The sequence below is a fragment of the Sediminibacterium roseum genome (assembly GCF_009939005.1).
Lineage (GTDB): Bacteria > Bacteroidota > Bacteroidia > Chitinophagales > Chitinophagaceae > Sediminibacterium > Sediminibacterium roseum.
The window spans coordinates 375,299-396,316 of record NZ_JAACJS010000012.1; the positions used below are offsets into that span (position 1 = coordinate 375,299).

Annotated in this window: 18 protein-coding genes and 1 other RNA gene; 6 read left to right on the forward strand and 13 right to left on the reverse strand. The window is 48.8% G+C overall.

Features of this window, described 5'->3' with window-relative positions; genetic code table 11:
- Positions 1-10: 10 nt before the first annotated feature.
- Positions 11-1,732 carry a TonB-dependent receptor gene (locus GWC95_RS09965; protein ID WP_161818557.1) on the reverse strand — a complete coding sequence of 574 codons (1,722 nt, stop codon included), beginning with the start codon at positions 1,730-1,732 and terminating at the stop codon, positions 11-13.
- A gap of 13 nt (positions 1,733-1,745) precedes the next feature.
- On the reverse strand, positions 1,746-4,787 hold the full coding sequence (locus GWC95_RS09970) for a tetratricopeptide repeat protein (RefSeq protein ID WP_161818558.1): 3,042 nt from the start codon (positions 4,785-4,787) through the stop codon (positions 1,746-1,748).
- A gap of 185 nt (positions 4,788-4,972) precedes the next feature.
- Between GWC95_RS09970 and GWC95_RS09975 the strand changes: the two genes are divergently transcribed.
- Positions 4,973-5,383 carry an acyl-CoA thioesterase gene (locus GWC95_RS09975; protein ID WP_161818559.1) on the forward strand — a complete coding sequence of 137 codons (411 nt, stop codon included), beginning with the start codon at positions 4,973-4,975 and terminating at the stop codon, positions 5,381-5,383.
- 62 nt (positions 5,384-5,445) lie between these two features.
- Here the strand turns inward: GWC95_RS09975 and dacB are convergent, their stop codons facing one another.
- Together dacB and GWC95_RS09985 are read right to left on the reverse strand one after the other, a co-directional pair.
- Positions 5,446-6,828 (reverse strand): D-alanyl-D-alanine carboxypeptidase/D-alanyl-D-alanine endopeptidase, encoded by a 1,383-nt coding sequence (gene dacB, locus GWC95_RS09980; protein WP_161818560.1) that lies wholly within the window; start codon positions 6,826-6,828, stop codon positions 5,446-5,448.
- Between the two features lie 118 nt (positions 6,829-6,946).
- Positions 6,947-8,134: a PQQ-dependent sugar dehydrogenase gene (locus GWC95_RS09985; protein WP_161818561.1), complete on the reverse strand. Its 1,188-nt coding sequence runs from the start codon at positions 8,132-8,134 to the stop codon at positions 6,947-6,949.
- 106 nt (positions 8,135-8,240) lie between these two features.
- On the opposite strand from GWC95_RS09985, the gene GWC95_RS09990 reads away from it, so the two are divergent.
- The 4 genes from GWC95_RS09990 (at position 8,241) to GWC95_RS10005 (ending at position 12,689) form a co-directional block, all read left to right on the forward strand.
- Entirely contained in the window at positions 8,241-9,494 is a 1,254-nt protein-coding gene (locus tag GWC95_RS09990; protein WP_161818562.1) for a competence/damage-inducible protein A, read from the forward strand.
- A 94-nt stretch (positions 9,495-9,588) separates the two neighbouring features.
- The gene (locus tag GWC95_RS09995) at positions 9,589-11,073 is read left to right on the forward strand and encodes a dihydrolipoamide acetyltransferase family protein (protein ID WP_161818563.1); all 1,485 of its coding nucleotides are present in this window, start codon (positions 9,589-9,591) and stop codon (positions 11,071-11,073) included.
- A 90-nt stretch (positions 11,074-11,163) separates the two neighbouring features.
- Positions 11,164-11,859, forward strand: coding sequence for a DUF2490 domain-containing protein (locus GWC95_RS10000; protein ID WP_161818564.1), 696 nt, complete (start codon positions 11,164-11,166; stop codon positions 11,857-11,859).
- 113 nt (positions 11,860-11,972) lie between these two features.
- Positions 11,973-12,689, forward strand: coding sequence for a hypothetical protein (locus GWC95_RS10005; RefSeq protein ID WP_161818565.1), 717 nt, complete (start codon positions 11,973-11,975; stop codon positions 12,687-12,689).
- Positions 12,690-12,778: 89 nt separating this feature from the next.
- On the opposite strand, the gene prfB is transcribed toward GWC95_RS10005, so the two are convergent.
- The 6 genes from prfB to GWC95_RS10035 all read right to left on the reverse strand — a co-directional run bounded on the left by prfB (position 12,779) and on the right by GWC95_RS10035 (position 18,819).
- Positions 12,779-13,871, reverse strand: a protein-coding gene (gene prfB / locus GWC95_RS10010; protein WP_202630257.1) for a peptide chain release factor 2 whose coding sequence is annotated in 2 segments (ribosomal slippage) — positions 12,779-13,810 and positions 13,812-13,871 — 1,092 coding nt in all. Because the reading frame shifts where the segments join, the coding sequence is not laid out codon by codon here.
- A gap of 55 nt (positions 13,872-13,926) precedes the next feature.
- Positions 13,927-14,304: RNase P RNA component class A (rnpB, locus tag GWC95_RS10015), an RNA gene on the reverse strand.
- A gap of 63 nt (positions 14,305-14,367) precedes the next feature.
- Complete coding sequence (locus GWC95_RS10020; protein WP_161818567.1) at positions 14,368-14,811, reverse strand: PepSY-like domain-containing protein; 444 nt, start codon at positions 14,809-14,811, stop codon at positions 14,368-14,370.
- A gap of 69 nt (positions 14,812-14,880) precedes the next feature.
- Positions 14,881-15,909: a Smr/MutS family protein gene (locus GWC95_RS10025; RefSeq protein WP_161818568.1), complete on the reverse strand. Its 1,029-nt coding sequence runs from the start codon at positions 15,907-15,909 to the stop codon at positions 14,881-14,883.
- 38 nt (positions 15,910-15,947) lie between these two features.
- Positions 15,948-17,753: an amino acid permease gene (locus tag GWC95_RS10030; protein ID WP_161818569.1), complete on the reverse strand. Its 1,806-nt coding sequence runs from the start codon at positions 17,751-17,753 to the stop codon at positions 15,948-15,950.
- Positions 17,754-17,853: 100 nt separating this feature from the next.
- A complete protein-coding gene (locus GWC95_RS10035; RefSeq protein WP_161818570.1) occupies positions 17,854-18,819 on the reverse strand; it encodes a polyprenyl synthetase family protein in 966 nt (321 codons plus the stop codon).
- A 113-nt stretch (positions 18,820-18,932) separates the two neighbouring features.
- Here GWC95_RS10035 and GWC95_RS10040 point away from each other — a divergent pair, with 113 nt between their 5' ends.
- A complete protein-coding gene (locus tag GWC95_RS10040) occupies positions 18,933-19,418 on the forward strand; it encodes a hypothetical protein (protein WP_161818571.1) in 486 nt (161 codons plus the stop codon).
- Positions 19,419-19,485: 67 nt separating this feature from the next.
- Here the strand turns inward: GWC95_RS10040 and ftsY are convergent, their stop codons facing one another.
- The 3 genes from ftsY to rpmG all read right to left on the reverse strand — a co-directional run bounded on the left by ftsY (position 19,486) and on the right by rpmG (position 20,998).
- A complete protein-coding gene (ftsY, locus tag GWC95_RS10045; protein WP_161818572.1) occupies positions 19,486-20,445 on the reverse strand; it encodes a signal recognition particle-docking protein FtsY in 960 nt (319 codons plus the stop codon).
- Positions 20,446-20,639: 194 nt separating this feature from the next.
- Positions 20,640-20,813 carry a DUF4295 domain-containing protein gene (locus GWC95_RS10050; RefSeq protein WP_161818573.1) on the reverse strand — a complete coding sequence of 58 codons (174 nt, stop codon included), beginning with the start codon at positions 20,811-20,813 and terminating at the stop codon, positions 20,640-20,642.
- 2 nt (positions 20,814-20,815) lie between these two features.
- Positions 20,816-20,998, reverse strand: coding sequence for a 50S ribosomal protein L33 (gene rpmG / locus GWC95_RS10055; protein WP_161818574.1), 183 nt, complete (start codon positions 20,996-20,998; stop codon positions 20,816-20,818).
- Positions 20,999-21,018: the final 20 nt, after the last annotated feature.

The window sequence follows — 21,018 nt, forward strand, 5'->3', positions numbered from 1 at the left end:
CGGGTATCGATTACCGGAACGAATATACAACTCCTCCCAAAACATTAAAGCCCAATACCCGGTATTGGTTCCAGCGCTGGTAGGTTGCATTCAGCAGGTTGTTCATCTGGATCCAGAGATTGAGGCGTGGCATTACCGTAAATTCGGCGCCAAGGTTCAGGTCGGCAACCGCTTTTGTCTTAAGCGGCACAAGCGTAGAATCCATGTATGGATTGCCATCCCACAAAAATGCATCGGCTTTTACCTGCAGGTCTTTCAGCACCTTCCATTTCAAAGACCCCGTTACTTCTACCGGCGGAAGTCCCCATGCTTTTGCGTTCACATCAAGCGTATGGTATTGCGTAAAAGTTCCGCCCGCCACAAACGACAGTTTTTCCTGTACGTTATACCCTACTTCCCCATGCAAACGCAGGGCCTTGATCTCGGGTTCGAAAACAACATTGAATGCTTTGCCATCCGGGTATTTGTTCAGGAACAGCGGCTGGTTGTTCAGCACCAGCAGGGAAATACGCGCCTGGTAGTTGAAATGATTGCCCTGCGTGCCTTTTACGCCGGCAAAGGTCTCGTTGATCTTTGTGTTCCGTAAACTGCTCAGCTGGCCAATGTATGGATTGTAATTGGCGAGCGAGCGAAAGGTATTCTTCTGGAAATAGCCCATCCATCCTGCTTCCAGGGATAGATTGATCTCCGAAAATTTTGCTTCCGCAGAAAGATCGGGCAACAGCGAAAATGCCTTGTTATCCCAGCTTGGCTGGATACCCGCATTGATTTTTACATTGGGTGTGGTAAACAAAATGGCAGGATTGATCCAGTACAAATTGTTTTTCAACTGCAGCGGGTTTGGCACGAGCGACATGGACGCTGTCGAAATATCTGCATTCAAACCAAGGTCGAAAGAATAGATCTTGCCAAACGACTTGTTGATCGGCGCTTTGATCACGATATTGTTCTCGTGGTTCTGCCTGCTGTCGAAAAAACGATCCACACTGATCTGCGGGTGGTAAGTGATACCGAACGAATTGGCGGTCTTGTTCTGCATACCCACATCCAGCCCTACGGTAGTAAAACGTTGCAGCAACGACTCTTTGGTATAATTGTATGCCGGCGCATAACCGTACAAATACTGCGTGGTACTTTGGTAATAAGGATGCGCCGTCCATTCGTGCGTGTTTTGCGTATTGAACACGGTGAGCAGGTCTATCCCCCATTTAGCCGCCTGCTGCGCAGGAAGATTGCCTGTTGAGGTAAGAAAATTACCGCGCACATTGGTTACCGAACTTTTCCCATCGCCAAAAGAGAACGCGGCTTCTCCATAGAAAGTGCTGAAATTGCCCGCGCCCAGTTTTACGTATTGGTCGTTCTGCCAGGTATACCCGGAATCAACCGCAAGCGCCAGTGGCTTTATCGCTACGGGCTGGTACAGGAAAAACAGGTTTTGCGATGGGATATTATACGTGACAGGAATTTTGGAGGAATCGATAACCGGCGTTGCCGCGGTAAAATTCACCTTTGCCGCATCTTTCAGGAAGGGTTTGAAAGCGGAGGTGATGGTTACCACTTTAGGCGCAGAAGTATCGCCCGAAGGTTTCAGCTCGGCAGTCTGCACTTCCTTCTTTGCAGCAGGTTTTGCAGCGGAAGTTTTTGTTGTTTTCTTTTTCCGTTGCGCCTGCACAGAACCAACGGCCATAACGGCCACAACTGCGATGAATACGGTTTTTTGTAAGTAGTTCATGTATGGATCTGCTTTACTGTTGTTCAACTTTATTGGTTTTGTTCTTTTCTTCCACCACTTTGTCTAGTTTGCGCTGCGCCTCTTCTTTCAGTTCGGCAATCGTGGCGTTCTCTACAATGCTCTTATAGGTTGCTTCCGCATTGAAGTAATCTTTCTGCTGCATGTAAATATCTCCCAGCAATACATAGCTTTTTGTTACCCACAGATCGTAGGAGCCAAACTTTTTGATCACCTCGAAAGCGGCTTTTTCGGCATCGGTGTATTTCGTTTGCTGCAGCAATATTTCCGCGATATGGTACTGCGATTCTGCAGCGTATTCCGATTTGCCTGCGGCGATCACCTGTTTGTAAGCAGCTACGGCCTGTTCGCCTTCGTTGTTCAACTGGTGATTTTTTGCCACCACGAGGCTCGCCATCATACGGTCGTCTGTTGCAATCCCTTTTTCCTGCAAAAGATCCTGCGCATTTGCGGCTGCCTCCTTCCATTGTTGTGCCTTAAACTGGCAGCGGAGCAGCCCGCGCATGGCTTCGAGCCTGTTTTCCTGGAGCGTGGCGATCGATTTCAGTTGTTCAAAATACTTCTGTGCGTTCGGGTAATCTTTCAGATCGAAATAATAGATCCGCGCAACCTGTAGCGTACTTCTCTCTGCATATTTATTTGGCGCCCGGTCGGCCACCGCCTTGTAATAAGGAAGCGCATCGTTGTTCGACTTATTGCCGATCAGCATTTCTGCCGTCAGGTAATTGGCTTCTATCGCATAGCGTCCTTCGGGAAATTTGGAAAGATAGGCGGCGAAGCCCGTCTTCGCACCGGCGATGTCTTTGGCCTCATAACGCAGCATCGACGAACGGAACGTAAGCGAATCCTCTTCGGAAACAGAGATCGGTTTTCCATTCTGTTTCATAAAGGAAATGAACTCTCCCGGGCGCTGGTTCTCTATAAAAATGTTGCGTATGTATTCGATCGCATCATCGCTTTCGGGCGAATTGGGATACGTGGCCACCAGTTTCTTAAAATTGTTGAGCGACTCCTCATTTTTATCGAGGTTGAAATAAGCCACGCCCAGTTTCAGGTACGTCTGTGGCGCCATGGCTGCCGCGTTCTTGTTACCGATCACTTTCTGTAAGGGAACAATGGCCGCCTGGAAATTTTCATCGGCGAGGTACGTATTTGCGATCTCGAGATTGGCATCCGGCACCAGTGATGAGGAAGGAAATTGTTTTTCCAGCGATTGCAGCAGGCTGATCTTCTCCTGGTTCTTATTCATCGCACCGGCGATCACGCCTCGTTGGTACAGCGCATAATCCGCGGAAGGCAACCGTAGGCTGCTTACGTTCTCATACATTTTCAACGCCTGCCTGAAATCCTTCTGCATAAAATAACAATCCGCCGAGCGCAGGTACGCATCCTGCTCTATGGGCGGGGATGATGCGGTTATGTTTTTAGCGATCTGTTCAAAATATTCTTTGGCCAACGGGTAGTTCTCATTTTTGAAATAACCGTAGGCAAGACTGTACCGCGCGTTGTTAATGTTCACTTCGCCATTGGTGAGCGGGAGTTTCAGGTAAGAGAGAAAATAATTGATCGATTCATCTGTCTGCCCATTGCGATAGGCGATCTCCCCTTTCCAGAAATTGGCGAGCGGCAACTGCGCGGTGTTGTACGGCGCCTGCATCAGCCGCGTCAACAGCGAATCTGCACGGGCCATGTCCTGGTCGTTGATCAGTTCCACGGAAGCACCATAGAGGAGACGGGGATACAATTTCACTACGTTGTCGCTTTTTGTACCCAGCGTTTCATACAACCGCAAGGCATCTTTGTAATTGCTTGTATTGGCAAGCGTATTCACCAGCAGCTCTTTCGATTCCTGGAGGTATGTTGATTTGGGGTAAGCGGCGATAAAAGACTGAAACCCTTTCGACGCGGCATCCATGTAACCAAGTTCGTAAGAGAGCTTTGCGTAATTAAAGGCAGAAACCTCTTTCTGCACCGCATTGCTGTTATTGGCCGCGCAAAACTGGAAAGCCGTGCGGGCATTGGCTTTGTCGCGGGTTTTGAGATAGGCATCGGCCAGGAGGTACATGCTGTTCTGCGCAAGCGAATCCTGTGCTCCGCCGAGTTGCTTGAATCCGTCTATCGCTTTTGGCCAGTTCTTTGCTTCGTAATAGCAGAACGACAATTCGTACAGGTCCTCCCTTCTTACTTTCTCTTTTCCCTCCACAAATCTTTCAAGATAAGGAAGGGCTTTAGCGAACTCTCTTTTTTCAAAATAGATATGCCCCACGAGCTGGCGCAACTGCAGATCGTAAAACTGTCCCGAACGGTTCACCGCAGCCTCCCCTGTTTCGAGCGCTTTCTCGCGGTCGCCCTTGAAATAATAGATCTCCGCTTTGTAAAAAGGGATCACACCCTGGTATTCCGTATTTTTTTCGGCCACTTCAAAACTTTCAAGCGCCTGCGGGTAATTTTTTTCGGTGAAGGAAATGAACCCGTAATAATAATTCGCGTCCAGGTAATTGGGGTCTTTGGGGATCTGGCGGATGGAATTGAAAAGCGGTTTCGCCTTGTCAAATTGCTGCATCACAAAATAACCGTAGGCCTGGTGAAACTTCATGTCTGCGATCTCGCGGTTGCTCAGGTTGGCAATGTTGGCGAGTGCATAATATTTCTGCGCGTTCCCGAAATCTTTTTTCCGGAAATAATATTCGCCCAGGTGATAACTCATCATCTGCACACGCGCCGTATTGTTCTCAAGCTCAATAAAGTCCTGCGCGCGCTCTACCGTCGCCTCATCGTTCACTTCCAGCCCGCACACGATGTAGTAATATTTTGATTCCAGCTTAACCAGGTCGGGCATATTGCTCTGGTTGATGCCGTTGCTGTACAATTTTTTGAATACCGGGTAGGCAAGGCTGTATTGCTCTTTCTGGTAAAGGTCTTTTGCATTTTTGAACTCGGCATCCGGGTCGAGGTGGTTCTGCGTCAGTTGCGCCTGGAGCTGCAGGGTGGTCATGCAACCGGCCACGAGAAAAAAGCTATAAATGAGTTTCTTCATAGAGCAAGGGCTGTTTAGCGGATGGCTTTAAAACGGAATATTCAGAAAAAGATTTCAGTTGTTTTCTTAACGAAAAGCGAAAACACATTTTAAAGTTACCATTCGCGCTGTGTAAGCAAACTTCATTCCGTGTTTTGTGGAAAAACAGATAAGCGGCGTAAGTTTGTTAACAAATCAGGATAACTATGTACGAACACATCACCAAAATAAGGGTCAGGTACGCCGATACCGACCAGATGAATATTGTCTACTACGGCAACTACGCAGAATATTTCGAAGTGGGCCGTACGGAGTGTATCCGCGATCTTGGTTTCACTTACAAAGAGATGGAACAGATGGGCGTACACATGCCGGTTGTAGCCATGGAAGCGCGGTTTTTACGGCCGGCACGGTACGACGACCTCATCAGTGTAAAAACGATCCTGAAAGAACTGCCCGACGACCACGAGGTCAGCTTTTTCCAGGAGGTATATAATGAGAACAACAAGTTGTTGACGACAGGCAAAGTGACGCTTTATTTTATGGACAGCGCCACAGGAAAAAAGAGCAGGATGCCGGAGGCATTGCGGGAAAAATTAACAAGCTATTTTGTATAACGGGCGTTTTTACCCCCGGTTTACATTGCGCATCGGAGGTGTGAACCGGGGTTTAAGAAAATTTACTTCAACTCATCCAGCACCAAAAACATTTTCTTTACTACCTCCCCTGCGCTCCCATCAAAATTATTTACGATGATCGCCACCGTATACCCGGTTCCGTCCTTTGCGGTATGGTATCCCGCAAAGCTCTTTGCGCCGCCGATGGTTCCGCTTTTCAGTTTCATCTGGTTGTATAGCGGAAGTGCGTCGTAATAATAATTGAACCATGGGCGTGTTTTCGCATATTGAAGCACTTTTACCAACGCATCAACCGTAACGCGGTTTTGTGGAGAGAGCCCGCTCCCATCGAGCATGTGGAGGGCCGCGGGGTCAATGCCTTTGTCTTTCCAGAATTCCTTGATGAGGGCAAGGCCTTTGTCTGTTGAGCCGACCCCCGCTTTTTCAAACGCGATCGTTTTTACAAATGTTTCCCCGTAAAAATTCACGCTTTTTTTCATGAAGAAATAATTGATGCTGTCGAGCGCTGGTGAATACAAGGTGCCGAGTGTTTCAAAAGCGGGTATTTCTTTGTTGGAAGCAGCGAAATCGAGCGGCTTCATCCCCGCTGAATCGAGTTTGCTCTCGAGCGTTGCCACACATTGCAGTGCGGGGTCGGGAAAGGAACCGGAGATAACGAATGCTTTCTCATCAACCGGGATCGTTCCGCGTACAACGCCGGTAAAAGAATAAGGAGAAAGATAGATGTTTGCATTGTCGCCGGTGCCTTTTGCCGCGGCTTTTACCTCGCTCTGCAAGTTCACTTCATACAAACGGGGACGTGTTTCTGCGATCGACACTTTATCGCCGATGTTGGCTCCCGAACGAAGCACCAGGTCATACTGGTTCTCGTGCCAGTTGAGCGATGTTGTTCCGGATCCGTAATAATTCCCCATGTCGTCCCAGATCCAGCCACCCGGGATGGTCTCTGTTTCCCATTTGTTGTAACCGATGAGCGAGCCCTCGATCTTTGTAATGCCCCTGGCTTTTACAAAACCGATGAGCCGCGCCAGTTGCTGGTCGTTGCGTGTTGAATCGTAGCGCCAGCTACCCAGTGTTGGGTCGCCGCTGCCGGAGAGTACGAGGTTTCCTTTCAGCGATCCGTTGGTGATCGCTCCATTGTAACCGATGGTTGTGGTGTACCGGTATGCCGGTCCGAGCAACTCCAATGCTGCCGCACTGGTAATTGTTTTCTGGCAGCTCGCGGGCGCAAGCCCTGTTTGCGCATTCAGTTCAAATACTTTTTCACCGGTCTCTGTTTTAACAACAGCAATGCCGAGTATGGCATGCCTGAGCTGGGGATCCTGCTGCAGTTTGTCTACAGCACGGGCCAAACGTTCCTGCACGGTCTGTGCATGCAACAGGGATGAAAACAGCAATGGAACAAACAGGAATTTTATCTTCATAGAATGTATTTAACCCGGTTATTGATGCGGATCCGTAACAGTCGGGCACTGCTTTGCGCAAAATCCGGTTCACGAAAAACAAACAACAGGTGGCACCCGTTTTTTTTTTGAAAGATAATCACTTCCAGATATAATACAGGATGCCGTTTTTATCGTCTGTTACAAAGAACGAATTGCGGTCGTTCATCATCACATCACAGGGCCTTCCATGCCTGTCGTTTTCATTGTTTCCAGTTAAAAAACCGGATACTATTTCTACGTATTTATTTTTACCCGTGACCACGACCACGCTGTTGCCACGGTGCCTCGATACGGTTGTGGAACCATGCAGGGCCACAACGAACTTATCTTTCAGCAACGGGTCGTTGAACCCGTCGAACCTGTCGAAACCCAGGGGTGCCGTATGCGCGCTGAAACCCACCCAGGCAACGGGCGGCGGTGGCGGAACAGCGATGTGGTTTGTCTTCGCAGAATCCATCATTGCCTTGTCCGGGTATATTTTCTCTTTGTACTGGAAGTAATAGGGCCACCCGTAAAACCTGCCCGTATATACCGTACCAAAAAGATCTTCCGGCTTATCCGGCCCCAGGAGATCCCTGCCCATGAAAGTGGCCCAGAACTGGTTGCCCAACCATTTGATGCCAACCGCATTGCGTACGCCGGTTGCAAACGTTCTCCGGCCGGTTCCATCGGGATTCATCTCAACAATGGTCGCACGCACTTCTTCTTTTTCAATGCACGCATTGCAACTGCTTCCTACACTCACGTATATTTTCCCGTTGTGCTGCGCGAGGCTCCTGGTAAGGTGCCAGCCTCCGTATTTATAATCCAGTCCGTAATCGGGAAACCGGGCAAGTACCTGTGCTGCGCCCCTCAGCTTTTTATCACCGGCGCGGTACTCAAACCTGCTGAGTTTTCCGGTTTCTGCGATGTAGATATAATGTACGCCCCCGTCGGTGTAAAACATTACCTGGTTCGGGTTGTGCAGGTTTTCTGCAAACACGGTCTGTGTTGTGAATTGTTTGGTCTTGTCGTCCCAGTTCTCGAAGAGATAGACCTTCCCTTTTTTATTATCGCCCCGGTTGTACATATCCGTGGCGAACAGTTGTCCATCCGGGCTCTTCGCCAGGAACCGCAGCCTGTTTGCAACATTGGCCGCAACGGAAACATGGTATCCTTTCGGTATGTAGAGACGGAAAGTTTTGCCATTGGCCAGTGAGACCTGCTGCGGTTCCAGTGCAGGCTGCGCTGATCCGCCGGAAAAAGAGAACAGAAAAACAACAGCCGCGATCCATCTGCGTAACATAAAAAAAATTTAAAGAAAGATAACAAAAACAAGGCCGTTCTGAAGCGGCGTTCTTTCGATGGCAGATATCGGCAAACGTATTTACCTTGCATGCAAATTCGGTTCGATGGAAAAAGTTTTTGCATCCATTATTACGATAGGCGATGAACTGTTGATTGGCCAGGTAGTAGATACGAACAGTGCATGGATCGCACAGGAGCTGAACAAAAACGGCATCAGCCTCAAACACCGTGTGGCCGTGGGCGATGTACGTGACGATATATGGCAGGCGCTGGATGAAGAAAGCAGGGCCGCATCATTGGTCATCATCACCGGCGGACTCGGCCCCACGGCAGACGACATCACCAAACCATTGCTCTGCGACTATTTTGGCGGAAGAATGGTTGTGGACCAACCCACACTTGACCATGTACAGAAAATATTTGCACGCCTCAACCGCCCCTTTACGGAGCGTAACATGAAACAGGCAGAAGTACCGGATGTGTGCACCGTTCTGAAAAACGAACGCGGTACCGCGCCGGGAATGATGTTCAGGAAAGACGGCGTTGTTTATGTTTCGTTGCCCGGTGTGCCGCACGAGATGAAATGGATCATGGAGAACCAATTCATTCCGCTGATACCACAGTTGTTCGATACGGGTTTTATCGAACACAGAACGCTTCTCACCTACGGCATCGGCGAATCGTTCCTTGCCGATCGTGTGCAGGAGCTTGAAGAAGCCCTTCCCCCGCACATCAAACTGGCCTACCTGCCCAATTACGGTATTGTACGGTTGCGGTTGACGGGCTTTGGTTTTGACAAAAACGGGCTGAAAAAAGAAATAGAGGAGCGGTTTCAATTGTTCAAGGAGAAGGTGAAGGAATTTCTTGTTGCAGACGAAGACATCACCATGGAGCTCCTGGTCGCAAAACTGCTGCAGGAGAAAAACGAAACGTTGTGCACCGCGGAAAGCTGCACCGGCGGCAACATTGCCCGGATGATCACGGCCAATGCGGGTTCATCGGCTTATTACAAAGGCACCGTGGTAAGTTATGATAACGAGGTAAAGCAAAACGTGCTGGGCGTAAAGGAAGAAACCCTGGCATCGGTTGGCGCGGTGAGCGAAGAAACCGTGATACAGATGGCCGAATCTGTGCGTAAGATCATGAACACCGATTATGCTGTTGCGGTAAGCGGGATCATGGGGCCTGGAGGCGGTTCGGCGGAAAAGCCGGTCGGACTTGTCTGGATGGCCGTGGCCGGGAAAGGCCGGGTGGTAACGAGGGAATTCAGGCTCAGTTACAACAGGGCGAGAAACATTGAGATGACAAGCTACCACGCGCTGAACCTTTTACGTATCTTTATTAATGAAAATCGCTAACAGGTGTTCGTATTTCGCAGGCAACCGATACATTTGCAGCACTGTTATCCTTTGAAAGAAACAAACCGAATACCAATTAAAACAGCACGATAGTATGGCAATTGCTGAACTGGTGATGCCCAAACTGGGCGAGAGTATCATGGAGGCCACGATCCTTAAATGGCATAAGAATGTGGGCGATCCTGTAAAACAGGACGAGACCGTATTGGATATCGCAACGGATAAGGTTGACAGCGAGGTTCCTTCAACCGCCGAGGGAGTGATCACCGAGATTCTTTTTAATGTGAACGATGTGGTGCCCATTGGTACGGTCATCGCGCGCATCAGCTCGGGCAATGGCGCAGAAGCAAAAACGGCCCCGCCTGCTGCTGAACCCGTACCGGAAGAAACCATACAGGAAACCAGCAATACTTCGGCGCCGTCTTTTGACAGTCCAACCGTTGTTGCAGAGGCCTATTATGCAGAACCGGAAGTTCCTTTCACACCGGCGGCAGAAAAACCTGCGGCGGAACTTCCAGGTAAGCCGATCGTTAACCGTTTTTATTCGCCGCTTGTACTCAACATCGCCAACAGCGAAAGCATTCCTTTGAGTGAACTCGAAAGGATCCCGGGTACGGGCAATGAAGGGCGCGTTACGAAAAAAGACATCCTCCAATACGTATCAGATAAAAAAGCAGGCAATGTTCCTGTTCATGCGCCACAACCGGTTACCGAAAAACCGGCTGCTGCACCTGCAACAGTGATCAGCGTGCCACAGGAAAATAAACCTGCCGCATCATCGCCCATTGTTACCAGCAGTTATACGCCGGTTTCGTATTCGGGCAAGTTCTCCGATCCTTCGGAAGTGATGGTATCGGGTGCAACGGAGATTGTTGAGATGGACAGGATGCGCAAACTCATCGCGAAGCATATGGTAAACAGCGTGCAGACGAGCCCGCATGTAACCAGTTTTGCCGAGGCCGATGTGACCCATATGGTTCAATGGCGCAAGAAAGTGAAAGATGAATTTGAGCGCAGGGAAGGCACCAAACTCACGTTCACGCCCATGTTTGTGGAGTGTATCGTGAATGTGATCAAACGTTTCCCATTGATCAATTGCTCGCTGGATGGTGACAACATCATCCTGAAAAAAGACATCAACATCGGGATGGCAACGGCCCTGCCAACAGGCAACCTGATCGTTCCGGTGATCAAAGGCGCAGACCAGCTCAACATAGTAGGATTGAGCAAGGCAGTGAACAACCTCGCAGATGCCGCGCGCAACAATCGCCTGAAAGCGGATGATACGCAGGGCGGAACATTTACGTTAACCAACGTTGGTACATTCGGCAGCCTCATGGGTACGCCGATCATCAACCAGCCCCAGGTGGCAATACTCGCCGTTGGCGCGATCAAAAAACGCGCAGTGGTGATTGAATCGCCTGATGGCGACACGATCGGTATCAGGCACATGATGTACCTTTCGCTGAGCTACGACCACCGTATTGTAGACGGCAGCATCGGCGCCGGGTTCCTCTCAGAAGTGGCAAGGGAATTTGAAAAATGGGATGCGAACAAACAATGGTTCCATTATCTCTGATTGCGGTGAACAGTAAATGGTAAATGGGGCATGGCCTTTTATGAGCTGATTATGAAGCAAAATATATTTTTCCGTAAAGCCATCTTTTTGATGGCTTTATTTATAACCAATGCTGCTGCCGCCCAAACAGACGGGCTCGGAACATGGAACGTGGTGAGCGGCAAATACACGTTCAACAAAAAATGGAACGTAATGGCCGAGGCGCAGTTGCGCTCGCAGCAGGTGGTTCACGATTTTCATTATTACGAATATAAAGCGGGCATCGGGTATAATTTTCCGAAGGTATTGTCGCTGTTGTTTGCCATGGGGCATTACAAAACCTTTCAGCCCGATGGCGATTTCAAGCAACCCGTTGCGAGCGATGAGTTCCGTATCTGGGAGCAGCTGGTGCTGAACAACAACATCGGCCGCGTTAAACTGGAGCACCGCTACCGCGTAGAACAGCGCTTCACTTCCAACCTCGGGTACCGCAACCGCTTCAGGTACCGGTTGAATGCGGTTGTACCGATCAACAACAAAGAAGTAAAAAGCAAAACCTGGTACGCCAGTTTGTACAACGAAGTATTCCTCGCCGGAGAGGGGCCTTATTTTGAACAGAACAGGATCTTCGCGGGCATCGGTTACCAGTGCAACGAAAAGGTTACGCTGCTCACAGGATTTGTGCATCGTTTTGATCAATCCATAGCGCATGCCTACACCTACAAGAACTTTTTCCAGGCCAATGTCTTTTTTTCCTTCAACGAATTCAAAAGCGGAAGGGAACGGCACCCGAGTGCATTGGACTAAAGACCACCGTGCTTCTCTTCTGCAAACGATCTATCTTTTTCACACTCTGTTAGTAAACAGCTCATTTATTTTTCCGGTCTAATGGTTAAATTCAGTTAACCAAACAGATCGATATGAAAAGCTTATCACAAACCTGGTTCGCCGATGGGTATATTGATTTTGAGTTGAAAAAATATACGCTTCTCGCCTACCTGCAGGAGATCAGCAGGCATTTTTCGAGGAATGAATTGTACCCGCAGTTTGCCGACATCATTTTTCATTACAACAACCTGGTCGCGTTCCGCGAAAACAAAAAATATTTGCAGGAGCAGTTTCCCAAAAAACTCACCGGCATACAGATCGAGAAATTACAGTTGCTTTACGAATCGCTGGTTGAGGATGATGCATTGATGCAGGAGCTGGAAGACATCATCAACTACGCCTCTTCTTCCATGCGCGATACCATTAAGAACGGTACAGAGATCTACGAGTTTGTTGAGAACCGCATCAACATAGAACCGATCGGTATCATGCCGCTTGACCACAACGAAGGTTATTTTTTCCTGTGCGAGGGCAAGTGCAGGAACACCTGGGTTTACCAATACCGCCTGAGTATCTTTGAGAAGCACGACGAAAAATACCGCGCCATCAAAACAGAATTCGTAGATGTGTGGCAGCGCAGCATTGTAAATTCTTACCACAACATCAAGGCGCAACTCATCAAAAACCGTTCTGACTTACCCAACCCGGCCGTATACGCAGTTGAAACAGATCTTAATTTCCCGATGGAAGAAACATTGTTGCCCGTTGCAAAAAGAAGCCTAGTGAGATATATAACAGTCAACAGCTGAGAGAATGGATAAATAGCGGGAATACGGGTTTTTAATTAGGAATTAGTAATTAGAAATTAGGAATTTGTGTTCTATGCTTCTATACCTTATTACTGATTTTGTTCTTTTTCCATCATTAAATAGGCTTTGATAAATCCTTCCAGTTCTCCGTCCATCACGGGGCCGACGTTGCCTACTTCGTAGTCTGTGCGGTGGTCCTTGATCATTTTATAGGGATGGAAAACATAGCTTCGGATCTGGCTTCCCCACTCTATCTTTTTCTTGTTGGCATTGCTTGCATTGAGCGCCTCCTGTTTCTTGCGCATTTCTTCTTCGTACAACCGGCTCTTCAGCATTTTTAATGCGAGCTCGCGGTTTTCTCCCTGTGTTCTTGCCTGCTGGCACTCCACGATAAAACCGCTGGGAATGTGTTTGAGTCGTACAGCGGTTTCCACCTTGTTCACGTTTTGACCGCCGCTGCCACCACTCCTGTAAAACGCCCATTCAAGATCGCCGGGGTTCACATTGATCTCTATGCTGTCATCGATAAGCGGGTACACATAGACCGACGCAAACGATGTGTGCCGTCTTGCATTGCTGTCGAATGGCGAAATACGCACCAGCCTGTGCACACCGCTTTCGGCTTTCAGAAATCCGTAAGCGAAATCGCCGTCGAACTGCAGTGTTGCACTCTTGATACCGGCGCCATCGCCTTCCTGGTAATCGATCTCGGTAACTTTCCAGCCCTGTTTTTCGCCGTACATCCTGTACATGCGCAACAGCATTTCGGCCCAGTCCTGGCTCTCTGTGCCACCCGCGCCGGGATTGATCTGCAATACTGCGGGCAGTTCGTCTTCCGGCTTATTGAGCGTGCTTTTGAACTCTGCGTCTTCGATCTGCTGCAAGGCATTGTCGTAAGCCGCTTTCACTTCTTCCTCGGTTGCATCGCCCGATTTCCAGAAATCAAACAACACGGCAAAGTCTTCCACAGCCGTATCCAGCTGCTTATAGAGTTTCAGCCAGTATTCATTAACCTTGATGTCTTTCATGATGGCCGTAGCCCGGGAATTGTCGTCCCAGAAGCCCGGCGAAAGAGAAAGTTGCCGATCCGTCTCTACTTTGTATGTGCGGTTCTCGACGTCAAAGAAACCTCCTCAGGACAAGTACGCGGTCCCTTATAATTTTGATCTGTTCTTGTGTCATAATGCAACATTAAATAATAATTAGTAATTAGTAATTTCTAATTACTAATTACTAATTAAACTACAGCCTCGTAAGCCGGATTCTGTTTCTAAACTATCATTTATCTGGCCGCGCCATTACTGGCGCGATCTTGCTGCCTACCCTGAACCGTGTCCCGGCCGAAGCCAGGCGCTTGAGCGGGCCGCTCTCGAACGATCCTATACGTGGCATTACAGCACCCAAGGTTTACCCGTGTTCCGCATTACTGCGGAAGACCGTGAGCTTTTACCTCACATTTTCACCTTTTCCCTTCACATTACTGTGGAGGGTAGTTATTTTCTGTGGCACTTTCTCTTCCCTGCATTGCTGCCGGGAGCCGGCGCTTAACCGGTGGGCCGCCCTGCGCTGTCCGGACTTTCCTCCCCGTAAACGGAGCGATAGCTCGGGTTGTAGTGGAACAAAGGTAGTTAATTACCGGGAAGGCTAAATGGTTTGTGCCGTTATCCAAACCCTTCAACTACAAAGTGATCGCATCCCTGATCAGAACGCCCTGTGTGTTGAAGAACAGGTAGCGTTTGTTAAGGTCTGCCTTGCGCACGTAAATCCGGTAGTTGGTGCCTTTGCCTTTTGAAGAAATTTCTTTTATCTCTTCCTTTGGCCAATCGTTGTATTTGCTTTTGTTGAACCCGTCCCTCACCGCGGCGCTGAGCCCATCGAAAGTAAGGTCCTTCTGCGTTTCGATCCACTCACCGGTGCTTTTGAATTTGGCAACGGTGTGGTTGCCCGAAAGATCGAACTGCGCCTCAAAATTGGTAAGGTTGTCTTTCCACGTAAGGTTGGTGGCAGTTGGGTATTGTGCCGAAAATGCATTGGTTACAACAGAAGGCACTTTCCTGAGTTGTGCATCTGTGGCGCCTATTATCATAAATAGGCTGAGGAAAAGAATGATCGCTTTTTTCATAACGGTATTTTGGGCTATGAATGCAATCCTTATGCCACGGGTGGCTTGTTTTGTTTGCTGTGGGTTGGGCTACACGTTAAACAGGATCTCCGTTGCACCGTACCCAAATCTTGGGTCGTACTGGTTGATAAAAGTTTTCACTTCCCTTTTTGTTTTGAGGATGTCGTGGATCTCGTCTTTCAGTTTTCCCGTGCCCACGCCGTGTATAACGATGAGCGAAGGTTGTTTGTGCGCAACGGCAAGATCGTACCATTTGTTGAATTCGCTGAGCTGTTGTGCAAGTATCTCCAGGTTGCTCATACGCTCCCAGTTGTTGGATAATTTCTCGATGTGAAGATCCACCACCGTACGTGCGGGCTCAAGATGCTGGCGTGCTTTGGAAGCATCGTAAATTTTATATCCTTTTGCCGCCAGTGAACCGAGTTCAAAATAAGGTTCGTGTGTTTTATCCGGATATTCGGTGAACAACTGGTACGAGATCGTTGGCTCATTGTTATCCTTCATCTCTTCAATGCGCCTGAAAACCTGCCGGGGCTTGAGTTTCAGCGATGCTTCAAAATGCGGCGCTTTCTTTTTGTCGGGATCCGACAGTGAAAAATCGAATGAAAATGAAGGCGCATCGTTTACCGATTCAAACGGGATATCGTGCAGGTAAAAATCGTGGAAAGCGGCCACTTCATTCACCAGTTCAAAATCGGTTCTGCCGGCAAACTGCTGGAGATAGGTAAATTTCAGTGCCTGCGGTGTTTTGTTTACGAGGTGGATCTTTAAAAGATCAACTACCTCATCGTTAAAATCGTCGAGTGAGAATTTAGGCACGAACGACAACCACACGCCATCCGCTACTTTGATCTCGTTGGGTTTGGGTTTTTCTTTGGGGAGTTGATCGATGTAAACCCTGTGCTCCGGCTTCTTCTCCTCCACCACTTTTTTCTTTGAGAAACGCAGGAAATAAGGGAAATCGATCTGGTCCATGTAAGCGGGAAATTTCACACCACGCACTTCTATCATCACCATTTTGTCGTTCATGATCTCCACTACCCTGCCTTCTTCGTTGCTGTGAAGGACAATTATTTCATCGCCTACCTGGTACTTCATCACACAAAATTACGAAGAAAACCGAACGTTGCCGTTGATTATCCCGCAGCCGGCGCCGAGGCGAGTTTGCTTTTGCGGATGCCGTAGCACAGGTAAAGCACCAGCCCAATGGCAAGCCAGGCGAGAAACCAGGCCCAGTTGCTTTTTGTCATACCGGTAAGCAGGTACAGGCAGGTAGAAAGCCCCATCAGCGGGATGAGCGAATAGTTTTTAATAAATGCCGCCACCGCTATAGCGATGCACGAGATCCAGAAAATGATGAGGGATATTTTAGGCGTTGCCGCATCCATGAAACTGATCTTGCCAGACACATAGTCTTTGTCTCCTGAAAAATCAAAATTGAACAGGTCGGTAAAATAATTTCTGGAAAGCAATGCGAGCAGCGCCACCACCGCCACCAGCAGCAATGGAAAAATGTATTTGCCGTTGATGTACGGCATGTGAAACTTGCCCGGTTCTTTTTCTCTTTTCGGGATGAGCAATACGCCGCCGCAAACGAGTACGAACGCAAACAGCGTTGCGATGCTGGTAAAATCGAGCACGAAATCCTTATCGGTAAAAAGGATCGGCACACCCACCACGATACCCGTTACTACCGTGGAGAACGAAGGCGTTTTGAACTTTTTGTGTATGGTTTGAAATACGGGCGGCAGCAACCCGTCCCTGCTCATGCTCATCCAGATCCTGGGTTGGCCCATCTGGAAAACAAGCATTACGCTTGTCATGGCAACCACCGCGCAGATGGCCACCAGGAACTGCATCCAACCGATGTTGAGGTTTTGCTCTTCGAAGATAAAAGCGAGCGGATCGCCCACGTTTTCAAATTTGCCGTAGTAAACGGCGCCTGTTAAAACCAGTGCAAGCAGGATGTAAATAACGGTACAGATGATGAGCGAGTAGGTCATACCCCGTGGCAGATCCCGCTGTGGGTTCTTGCTTTCTTCCGCCAGCACACTTACGGCATCAAAACCGATGTAGGCAAAGAACACACCGCTCACTGCGGCCATTACCCCGCTAAAACCGTTCGGCATGAACGATTTTGTACCATCGGTTGCCGCGGGCAGCCAGTTGGCCGTGAGCCCGTTTGAAAAGATCATGTACCCTCCCACCAATATCACCAATACCACTACAGCAAGTTTGAGTATCACCATCAGGTTGCTGAAATTGCGGCTTTCCTTGATGCCGCGGAACACGAGTATGGTGATGAGGATGTTGATCAGCAATGCGGGCAGGTCTGCTATGATGCGCAATCCGCCCACCACGCTTGCGCTGTTCCATGCGTTCAGCAGTTCTACGTTGGCTTTTTTGGCGAGGAAGTCGGCACGCTCTGCTTCGGCGGTTAACGAGCCCAGTTTTTCAACCGCTGCTTTGGCCTCAGCGTAACTGCAGCTGAAATAATCGGGGATGTGTATATTGATCTTTCCGAGGAACGAGGTAAAATAGTCGCTCCATGAAAAAGAAACATAGATATTGCCGATCGAATATTCCATGATGAGTGCCCATCCGATGATCCATGCGAACAATTCGCCAAAGGATGCATAAGCGTAGGTGTAAGCGCTTCCTGCAACGGGTATCCGGCTCGCAAATTCTGAATAGCAAAACGCGGTGAATGCGCAGGCAATACCGCAGATCACAAAAAGCAGCACCACACCGGGGCCACCGGAAAATACGGCGCCACCCAGGCTGCTGAAACTTCCCGCACCAATGATGGCTGCGATGCCGAAGAAGGTAAGGTCGCGCACAGTAAGCACCCTTTTCAAACCAGACGAATGGCCCTCATCAGCCAAGGCAGAATCGGCTAAAATCTTTTCAATCTTTTTGGTACGGAACAGGGCGTTGGGCATAGCAGTGCGTTTCGTTCAGGGTTAAAGCTAAGAGAAAAAAAAGTAAAAACTTAAAATTCAAAATGACCGTATTCCCCTTTTCCGGGCGGGTTCGAACGGATCAATAGTCGCGCTGGATGAGGAACGCCGCCAGTTCTTCCAATGGCTTTTTCCTCACAGCCATTACCGCGATATCATCAAGGTGTTTCAAAGCGGTATTGAGGTATTTCTCTTTCAGTTCGTTTGCCCATGCATCTGTGCCGCAGGCCCTGAAGATGGCAAGTACACGCGGAACCTTATCGGCAGGGTTTTCGCGCATCAGTTGCTGCAGTTCCTGTTTTTGCGCGGCATCTGCCTGCTGGAGCGCCTGCAGCAGGAGAAATGTTTTTTTGTTCTGGCGGATATCGCCCCCGGTTTCTTTTCCAAATTTTTCAGGATCGCCAAAGGCATCGAGGTAATCGTCCTGTACCTGGAAGGCGATGCCCAGGTTCTTGCCAAATTCATAGATGTGGCGGCAATTGCCTTCGCTGGCGCCGCCAAGAACGGCACCGGTTTCGAGGCTGGCGGCGAGCAAAACGGAGGTTTTGAGGGTGATCATTTCAATGTACGCATCGAGCGAAACATCTTCCATCTTTTCAAAATCGATATCGAGTTGCTGCCCTTCGCACACTTCCTTTGCCGTTTTGTTGAACAGGGTGAGGATGCGCGGAAGGTATTGGGCACTGATCTTTGCAAGGCTCTCATAGGCCTGTATCATCATCACATCACCGGTAAGCAAAGCGGTGTTGGGGCCGTATTTCGTGTGAACGGTCTCCATTCCCCTGCGCAGCGGGGCCTCATCCATGATATCATCGTGTATCAACGTGAAATTGTGAAACAGCTCGATGGCTGTGGCCATGTGGTAAGCATCGGCCACAATGGGAGCGAACATTTCATTGCCCATCAGGCACATTACCGGGCGTATGCGTTTACCGCCCCACGATAAAAAATACTCACCGGGTTCATATAAAGTGGCGGGCGAGGCAGGGAAATGTTTCTTCCCGAAGTAAGCGCCGAAATCTTCAACCAGTTCTTTAAACGTATGCATGCTACAAACCTAATTTAAAAAGCAAAAGCATCCGCAAATCAATCTTAACTATTCTTTGAAGATTGCTTGTTTAGTTTTGGCATGGTTTTAACTACCTAATGAAAAACACTCTTATGAAAAGATTCTTATTGGCAACCATCGTACTGTTTTCCCTCGCTTCTGCTGTACAGGCACAGCAAATGAACACCGGCTCCGATTACAAAACGGCCCTTGGTGTAAAAGTTTATCCCGCAGCCATTACCGTAAAACATTTTATCAAACCGTCTGTGGCGCTTGAAGGACTTGGCTACATTTCTTCAGACGGCTTCCGCCTTACCGGCCTCTATGAGCTGCACAACAACCTTGGCAATGTAGAGGGACTCAAATGGTATATAGGTGGTGGCGCACACGTAGGCGTTTGGAGCGATTCATGGAAAACGCGTTATCCAACCCGTAACGATGGCGTTGCGGTGGGTGTTGACGGCGTGATTGGTATTGATTACAAGATCCCGGGCGCACCGCTCAACCTTAGCTTCGACTGGCAGCCCTCGTTCAACCTGGTGGGTTACAATTATTTTGAAGGTGGCTGGGGAGGTGTTGGTATAAGGTATACCTTCTAGAACAATTACAGGCTATGCGCTTCCGGCCATCAAAAAAAGCCGGAGCGCATAGTCTTCACTGCAATTTTTATTTGAGTGAGAACAGGCTGTCCACAAATTCGTGCTTATCAAAGATGATGAGGTCGTCGATCTTCTCGCCTACTCCGATGTATTTCACAGGGATTTTGAATTGGTGGGCGATGGCCAGTACCACGCCGCCCTTTGCCGTGCCATCGAGCTTGGTGATGGAGATGGCAGATACTTCGGTGGTGGCCGTAAACTGTTTGGCCTGTTCGAGTGCGTTTTGCCCGGTGGAGCCGTCGAGAACGAGCATTACTTCGTGCGGGGCATGCGGAACCACTTTCTGGATGGCGCGTTTTATTTTCCCGAGTTCATCCATAAGGTGGAGTTTGTTGTGAAGACGGCCGGCGGTATCGATGATCACCACATCGGCATTCTTTGCTACGGCGCTTGAAACCGTATCGTAAGCAACGGCACTCGGGTCTGAACCCATCGCCTGTTTTACGATGGGCACGCCCACCCTTTCGCTCCAGATGGTAAGCTGGTCAACCGCTGCTGCCCGGAACGTATCTGCGGCGCCAAGCACAACGCTTTTTCCCGCTTTTTTATAGTTATTGGCGAGTTTGCCAATGGTTGTGGTTTTACCAACGCCATTTACACCTACCACCAGGATCACGTAAGGCTTTTTCCCTTCGGGGATGCCAAAGTTCTTGTAGGATTCTTCTGCAGAGTCAACCAGTATCGCTTCGATCTCCTGTTGAAGGATCTTGTTGAGTTCTTCCGTATTAACGTATTTATCCTGCTTAACCCTTTTCTCGATCTGTTCGATGATCCGGATGGTGGTTTCGATACCCACATCGGCGCTTACAAGGGCCTCCTCGAGGTTATCGAGCACTTCTTCATCAACCGTGCTCTTGCCGGCGATGGCCTTGGTTATTTTTGAGAAAAACCCTTCCTTGGTTTTTTGCAATCCCTGGTCCAGGCTTTCCTTTTCCTGTTTACCGAATAATTTGCCGAGAAAACTCATGTTTGGTGTTTTAGCTTTGCTTTGGCTGCAAGGTAAGGCTGTGGGCCAAAGCATTTTAATATTAACAGACAGGGGTCGATATTGTTGGCGCTTTGCCTGAACGATCCTTTTACCGTTTTATCCGGGCTGCTCTAAATACAAAAAGCCTTCCATGAAAAGAGGAAAGCTTTTTGAATGATGTTGCGATGGCGAAATTATTTCTCTGACAAGAAATCTTTAACCTTATCCTTGTGAACGATCTGTTCCTTGAAGGTATAGGCACCGGTTTTAGGGCTGCGGACAGCCTTAATTACTTTGGTCCAGTTCTTGGCTTCTAATGCAGCCTTCTGGTCTTTTACTTTCGCATTCTTTGAAGCTACTTTTGCCATGATTATTTAATTTCTTTATGAACAGTTACTTTTTTCAAAATCGGGTTGTACTTCTTTAACTCCACACGCTCAGGTGTGTTTTTCTTGTTTTTGGTAGTGATATAACGGCTTGTACCGGGCTGACCTGAGGTCTTATGCTCTGTACATTCCAAAATCACCTGCACCCTGTTACCTTTCCTTGCCATTTTATACGTGTTTGCTTAGT

Excerpts from the sequence above, each read along its gene's own strand:
- GWC95_RS10030 (WP_161818569.1), bottom strand. The coding sequence starts at position 17,753 with ATGCCCAACGCCCTGTTCCGTACCAAAAAGATTGAAAAGATTTTAGCC.
- ftsY (WP_161818572.1), bottom strand. The coding sequence starts at position 20,445 with ATGAGTTTTCTCGGCAAATTATTCGGTAAACAGGAAAAGGAAAGCCTG.
- GWC95_RS10040 (WP_161818571.1), top strand. The coding sequence starts at position 18,933 with ATGAAAAGATTCTTATTGGCAACCATCGTACTGTTTTCCCTCGCTTCT.
- dacB (WP_161818560.1), bottom strand. The coding sequence starts at position 6,828 with ATGAAGATAAAATTCCTGTTTGTTCCATTGCTGTTTTCATCCCTGTTG.
- GWC95_RS10050 (WP_161818573.1), bottom strand. The coding sequence starts at position 20,813 with ATGGCAAAAGTAGCTTCAAAGAATGCGAAAGTAAAAGACCAGAAGGCT.
- GWC95_RS09990 (WP_161818562.1), top strand. The coding sequence starts at position 8,241 with ATGGAAAAAGTTTTTGCATCCATTATTACGATAGGCGATGAACTGTTG.
- GWC95_RS10035 (WP_161818570.1), bottom strand. The coding sequence starts at position 18,819 with ATGCATACGTTTAAAGAACTGGTTGAAGATTTCGGCGCTTACTTCGGG.
- GWC95_RS10005 (WP_161818565.1), top strand. The coding sequence starts at position 11,973 with ATGAAAAGCTTATCACAAACCTGGTTCGCCGATGGGTATATTGATTTT.
- GWC95_RS09970 (WP_161818558.1), bottom strand. The coding sequence starts at position 4,787 with ATGAAGAAACTCATTTATAGCTTTTTTCTCGTGGCCGGTTGCATGACC.
- GWC95_RS09995 (WP_161818563.1), top strand. The coding sequence starts at position 9,589 with ATGGCAATTGCTGAACTGGTGATGCCCAAACTGGGCGAGAGTATCATG.
- GWC95_RS10025 (WP_161818568.1), bottom strand. The coding sequence starts at position 15,909 with ATGAAGTACCAGGTAGGCGATGAAATAATTGTCCTTCACAGCAACGAA.
- GWC95_RS09965 (WP_161818557.1), bottom strand. The coding sequence starts at position 1,732 with ATGAACTACTTACAAAAAACCGTATTCATCGCAGTTGTGGCCGTTATG.
- GWC95_RS09975 (WP_161818559.1), top strand. The coding sequence starts at position 4,973 with ATGTACGAACACATCACCAAAATAAGGGTCAGGTACGCCGATACCGAC.
- GWC95_RS10000 (WP_161818564.1), top strand. The coding sequence starts at position 11,164 with ATGGCTTTATTTATAACCAATGCTGCTGCCGCCCAAACAGACGGGCTC.
- rpmG (WP_161818574.1), bottom strand. The coding sequence starts at position 20,998 with ATGGCAAGGAAAGGTAACAGGGTGCAGGTGATTTTGGAATGTACAGAG.
- GWC95_RS09985 (WP_161818561.1), bottom strand. The coding sequence starts at position 8,134 with ATGTTACGCAGATGGATCGCGGCTGTTGTTTTTCTGTTCTCTTTTTCC.
- GWC95_RS10020 (WP_161818567.1), bottom strand. The coding sequence starts at position 14,811 with ATGAAAAAAGCGATCATTCTTTTCCTCAGCCTATTTATGATAATAGGC.